Origin of the sequence: Lentibacillus sp. (assembly GCF_035301675.1) — a bacterium.
In the GTDB taxonomy this organism is placed as follows: Bacteria; Bacillota; Bacilli; order Bacillales; family Amphibacillaceae; genus Lentibacillus.
The window spans coordinates 1-5,285 of record NZ_DATGTT010000075.1; the positions used below are offsets into that span (position 1 = coordinate 1).

General features: G+C 39.7%; 8 protein-coding genes. 2 read left to right on the forward strand and 6 right to left on the reverse strand.

The annotated features are described in order from the left end of the window. Window positions 1-334: 334 nt before the first annotated feature. Both VK097_RS12825 and VK097_RS12830 read left to right on the forward strand, forming a co-directional pair. Complete coding sequence (locus tag VK097_RS12825; protein WP_324212205.1) at window positions 335-643, forward strand: PadR family transcriptional regulator; 309 nt, start codon at window positions 335-337, stop codon at window positions 641-643. An 11-nt stretch (window positions 644-654) separates the two neighbouring features. Continuing rightward, a complete protein-coding gene (locus tag VK097_RS12830) occupies window positions 655-1,848 on the forward strand; it encodes a chromate transporter (RefSeq protein WP_414672179.1) in 1,194 nt (397 codons plus the stop codon). Window positions 1,849-1,972: 124 nt separating this feature from the next. Here the strand turns inward: VK097_RS12830 and VK097_RS12835 are convergent, their stop codons facing one another. The 6 genes from VK097_RS12835 to VK097_RS12860 form a co-directional block, all read right to left on the reverse strand. After that, entirely contained in the window at window positions 1,973-2,275 is a 303-nt protein-coding gene (locus VK097_RS12835) for a metal-sensing transcriptional repressor (RefSeq protein WP_324212206.1), read from the reverse strand. Beyond that, window positions 2,268-2,582, reverse strand: a complete 315-nt coding sequence (locus VK097_RS12840) for a cation transporter (protein ID WP_414672180.1) — start codon at window positions 2,580-2,582, stop codon at window positions 2,268-2,270. The genes VK097_RS12835 and VK097_RS12840 overlap by 8 nt, the downstream gene beginning before the upstream one ends. 1 nt (window position 2,583) lies before the next feature. Then, window positions 2,584-2,793, reverse strand: a complete 210-nt coding sequence (copZ, locus tag VK097_RS12845) for a copper chaperone CopZ (protein WP_324212207.1) — start codon at window positions 2,791-2,793, stop codon at window positions 2,584-2,586. A gap of 135 nt (window positions 2,794-2,928) precedes the next feature. After that, window positions 2,929-3,888: a cation diffusion facilitator family transporter gene (locus VK097_RS12850; RefSeq protein WP_324212208.1), complete on the reverse strand. Its 960-nt coding sequence runs from the start codon at window positions 3,886-3,888 to the stop codon at window positions 2,929-2,931. A gap of 85 nt (window positions 3,889-3,973) precedes the next feature. Further along, on the reverse strand, window positions 3,974-4,291 hold the full coding sequence (locus VK097_RS12855) for an ArsR/SmtB family transcription factor (protein WP_324212209.1): 318 nt from the start codon (window positions 4,289-4,291) through the stop codon (window positions 3,974-3,976). Between the two features lie 278 nt (window positions 4,292-4,569). Then, entirely contained in the window at window positions 4,570-5,112 is a 543-nt protein-coding gene (locus tag VK097_RS12860) for a recombinase family protein (RefSeq protein WP_324212210.1), read from the reverse strand. Window positions 5,113-5,285 lie beyond the last annotated feature (173 nt).

A 5,285-nucleotide genomic window follows, 5' to 3' on the forward strand; every position in this document is an offset into this window, starting at 1 on the left:
AGCACACAACCTAATAGACTGGATTTTTTGTCCTATTTTGAATTATGAAGTTGACTCACCCACTTAGTTAATCCCAAATCTTATAGATAACTTTGGTGGGGGGACTTAATTCAGCCGTTCTACACTAGACAGAGAAATCACCGCCATCTATGATGGAACGGTGATTTCTTTTTTTGTGAAGGAAGCACCCACTACTCTGCCGAACACAAATGTAAAATTTATGTAAACTTATTATCCAACGCTTGGTGAATGATAAATTTAATGTTATATTCTTGATATCGTATTTCGATATTGGTTATCGATATAGAAGTTCTAAATAAAAGAGGTGATAAGATTGGAAGATAAAATTTTGCGCAAACTATTTTTAGGTTTTATTCAAATACACATTTTACATCATGCGAAAGAACACCCTATTTTTGGTGCATGGATGCTTGAGGAACTGGAAGAGCACGGTTATAACATCAGTGCTGGCACACTCTACCCTATCCTGCACTCCATGGAGGCAGACGGGCTTTTAATAAAAGATGAACAAAATGTAGAGGGGAAAATCAGAAAGTATTATTCAGCCACTGAAAAAGGAAATACAGTGCTGATTGAGGCAAGAAATAAAGCATATGAACTTTTTAAAGAAATTAAAGACTGAGGTGATTGATATTGGGTAAATATAAAGAACATACAAGATTGAGATCCCTATTAGAAATTTTTCTTATCTCAAGCAGACTCGGTTTCACTTCGTTTGGCGGACCTATCGCTCATTTAGGCTACTTCCATGAGGAATATATCCGGCGAAGAAAATGGATGGATGAAAAGAGTTATGCCGATTTAGTAGCTTTATGTCAATTCTTACCCGGTCCGGCTAGCAGTCAGGTTGGAATGGGTATTGGCGTCATGCGGGCAGGAACACTGGGAGGAATTGTCTCTTTTCTCGGATTTACACTCCCTTCTGTACTCGCACTTATTCTATTTGCCATCCTCCTACAGGAATTAGATATTGCGAATGCTGGTTGGATACATGGTTTGAAAATAGTGGCTGTGGCAGTAGTTGCACATGCTATATTAGGAATGGCAAAAAAACTTACGCCTGATTTAAAGAGAAAAACAATTGCTATATTTGCCTTAGTAGTTGCCCTCCTGTGGCAAACTGCTTTTATACAGGTAGGCATCATATTAATAGCTGCATTTGTCGGTTACCTTTTATCTCAACAACATCAAGCCAGCGATGAAACGGAAATACATTTCCCTATTTCACGCAAATTTGGCGTTATGTGTTTAACACTATTTTTCGGCTTACTTATTGGTTTACCCATGTTAAGAGAAGCAATTTCTTTCAATTGGATTGCCATGTTTGACAGCTTTTATCGGTCGGGATCTTTAGTATTTGGCGGGGGTCATGTCGTGTTACCGTTGCTGGAGCGTGAATTTGTACCTACCGGATGGTTAAGTGAAGAAGCATTCCTGGCCGGTTATGGTGCTGCTCAGGCTGTACCTGGCCCTTTATTTACCTTTGCCGCTTATCTTGGAGCGGTCATGAATGGTTGGCAAGGCGGGTTATTAGCAACTTTCGCTATATTCTTGCCTTCATTCCTGCTTATCTTAGGCACACTACCTTTCTGGAATACGTTACGTCGCAATCCTAAAGTGAAAGGTGCACTTATGGGAGTGAACGCTGCTGTAGTAGGAATTCTGATTGCAGCATTTTATAATCCGATTTGGACGAGTTCGATCTTAGCGCCAATTGACTTTGCTTTTGCAGCAATTCTCTTCAGCATGCTTGTGTTCTGGAAACTGCCATCCTGGGTTATTGTATTAACTGGGGCAATTGGCGGCTGGTTGATGACCATCCTTTAATTGTGTAAAACGTTTTTTTGAAAACAAAAGGACCTTTTTGATTGGGGTCCTTTTGGTATATTTAAGCTATACATGTAAACGATTTAAGAATGACCTTAATCTTTTACATTTATGTCAAATTCCCTTATTTTGAAAAATGTTTCATAATATCCATCAGTTCATCAATCGCTGCTTCGCCATTGCCTTTTTTCACAGCGTGAGCAACACAGTGTTTCGTATGTCTTTCCGTAACAGTGAAGCCTACTTTTTTCAGTGCGGCATTAATCGCTGAGATCTGTACTAAAATGTCTGCACAATAACGGTCTTCTTCCACCATTTTTTGGATACCGCGTACTTGTCCTTCTATTCGTTTCAGCCGGTTGATGACCGCCTGTTTCTCGTCGTCTGTCCGTGGTGTTACCGGATGATCATGAAGATATTCACCCATAATAATCACTCCTCATTTTAACTCTCCCTCCACCATACCCCCGCACCGTATAATTGTCAAATGATACTGCAATTGTTTCCAGCGCGAAATTGACATTTGCCCGGGAAACCCCATCCATCTTGCTCAGTCTTTTTTCAATTTTCGTTGCACATGCCGCACATGTCATGCCGGAAATATCAAACTTTGTTTTTTGTTGCACGACGTGGTAGCCAAGATCTTCTACTTTTTTCTCAAATTCTTCCGCATTTGTTTTAGCCGGATCATAAACGACCGTGGTGCGCTCCAGGGCAAAGTTAACATGTAACATCTTACCCCGCTACGGCATATCCATGTTCTTCAATTGTATCTTTTATGTCATCAAGACTGATTACGCTTGAATCAAACGCTACGTCTACTTTCCCTTCACCTAAATCCACTTTAACAGATGAAACACCTGTAAGCTCTCCTACACTTCCTTCAATTGAATTGACGCAACTTCCGCAAGACATCCCTTGCACTTGTAATGTAACTTGTTCCATTCAAATTGCCTCCTTGTTTTTAACTTCAAATTTATATTACCATACCCATGTAAGGTATTGTAAGGTATTTAAAATGCGAAAATAAAACACTTTTTTCATCAGGGAAGTGAAAAGGTCCCCGCCCCTTCACATACCCTAATGACTATGACTGTGATGACGTGCGGAAAGGTCTTGACCAACTTGACACATAATTGAATCTTCATGCGGCTGTGTTGCATCTTCCAGCTGAATCGTTACATGTCCGATCCCTCTCTGTTTCAATTCATGTTCAATCGTTCGGAGCAGTGTCTGGCTTTCATCTACTGTCATACCGCCATCAACAATGGCATGGCAGGAAAGTGCGTTCTGACCGCTCGTGATGCTCCAGACGTGCAAGTCATGAATACTTAATACCCCCTGGACGTTTTCAATCGTATCGATAACATGATCCAGTTCAATATTTTTCGGTGTGCCTTCCATTAATACATGAACAGCATCTTTCGTTACGCGCCAACCGCTTATCAACACAAGGATTGCAACGACCACACTGGCCAGCGGGTCAGCCCATCCCCAGTTGAAAAATAAAATAAGCAGTGCGGCGACAATAGCACCGACCGAGCCAAGCAAATCACCTAATACGTGCAAATAAGCAGCTCTTAAATTAAGATTCTCTTCTGTGTCTCCACCTCGCATCAATATCCAGGCCACAAGAATGTTTACTAATAAGCCAATGATAGCGATAACGAGCATCCCTGTTGAAGCAACTTCAGGCGGGGTTGCAAACCGTTTATACGCTTCGTAAAATATATACAGTGAAATAGCGATTAGTGTGACACCGTTAAAAACAGCCGCCAATATTTCAAACCGTTTGTAACCAAATGTTTTCCCGTAATTCGCTGCCCTTTCCCCCAGCGTAAAAGCAAGTACGCCGACACCTAAGGAAATAGCATCACTGAGCATATGCCCTGCGTCAGACAGGAGTGCAAGGCTATTTGTAATGAAACCGCCGATAACTTCAATTATCATGTATGCACTAATAATGAAAAAACTGATCATTAATGCCTTTTTATTCGCACCATGCGTATGGTCATGTCCGTGATCATGATCATGTCCCAATGGTAAAGCCTCCTTTTATTATTTACATATATGCTCATATATTCATATATAGGCTATGTCTGTTTCTGTTTAAGGAATGAACGCTTCAGCAATGAGAAGCATGATCAATCATTTGCGCAAGCATCAGCATGACGTGTTCATCGTCGTGCGAATAGTATAGTGTTGTTCCTTCCCGCCGGTATTTTACAAGCTTCAGGTTTTTTAACGTTCTTAGTTGATGCGATACAGTTGACTGTCTGAGAGATAATGCCTCAGCAATCCCGTTTACTGCATATTCTTTATGAAAGAGCAAATGCAGTATCCGGATTCTTGTCGGATCACCGAGCGCTTTAAATGTCTGAGACACGGTAAGTAACGTTTCTTCATCCAGTTCCGGTGACGCTTCTTTCTCATGCTGTCTCATTATGTTTCCCTCCTTGTTCAAACTTAGTCATTCCTTATATATGAATAAATTAACATATAAGCATATAGGTTGCAACAGTGAAGATGACGTCAGATCCTGATTACAATACTATTGTCATGGAAAATGTCGATGTCAGCAATATCAATGTATAAAAGCTTTTAGATTTATTTAACTAAGAAGAGTAAAATCAGTGTGGTTTTCTTTTAACAAATTGCAACAATCGAAAGAAACGGATCAAAAAATCACTGCTGTTTTAATGCAGTGATTTCCCCCGATTTTCAACTCTCCATATACCTATACAACGTCGATTTACTAATCCCGGTTTCATTTTTTATTTCTGCTAAACTATATTTTTTACTCTCATACATTTGAATCGCGCGCTGCACATTTTCATCAGGCTTTCTCGGTCTTCCTGCGGTAACACCCTTTTGCTTCGCCTTTGACAAACCTTTCTTTGTTTTTTCACTGATGACATCACTTTGAAATGTTGCAAGATGTTTTACAATGTGGCTAAATGAATAACCGGCAGTACAGCTTGTATCAATTCCCTCTTGAAACGTTTGAAGATAAGCGCCTTTCCGCTCAATTGATTCCAATATTTCAACAAGATGGCGCGTTGAATCTGCTATTGTATAAAGTTTCACTACGATGATTTTATCGCCTTGATTAAGATTTTTTATTAAGTCTTCCAGGTGAACTCTCCGTTTAGCGGATGCATGTGCCTCTGCAATAATCTTCGTACACTTTTTTTCTTGTAACATTCCAAGCTGATGTTTACAATCTAGATCATCTTGATCGGGTCTCATATATCCTATTAACATCTGTAATCTCCTTGCTATGAAATCGCTATTTTCTATCCTATCCTAAATTTATATGAATTTCGTCCTGAAATGGTTCCTTTTTGGGACGAATAATGTTAAACTATTTCTATTGCAATCTGACAGATATTATATATATAAAAGGAGTAAATGTATAGTGGTTGAAAAAATAAAAA

Bases quoted from the DNA above. Each gene is read 5' to 3' on its own strand.
- VK097_RS12855 (WP_324212209.1), bottom strand. From the start codon at position 4,291: ATGAGACAGCATGAGAAAGAAGCGTCACCGGAACTGGATGAAGAAACG.
- VK097_RS12860 (WP_324212210.1), bottom strand. From the start codon at position 5,112: ATGTTAATAGGATATATGAGACCCGATCAAGATGATCTAGATTGTAAA.
- copZ (WP_324212207.1), bottom strand. From the start codon at position 2,793: ATGGAACAAGTTACATTACAAGTGCAAGGGATGTCTTGCGGAAGTTGC.
- VK097_RS12840 (WP_414672180.1), bottom strand. From the start codon at position 2,582: ATGTTACATGTTAACTTTGCCCTGGAGCGCACCACGGTCGTTTATGAT.
- VK097_RS12835 (WP_324212206.1), bottom strand. From the start codon at position 2,275: ATGGGTGAATATCTTCATGATCATCCGGTAACACCACGGACAGACGAC.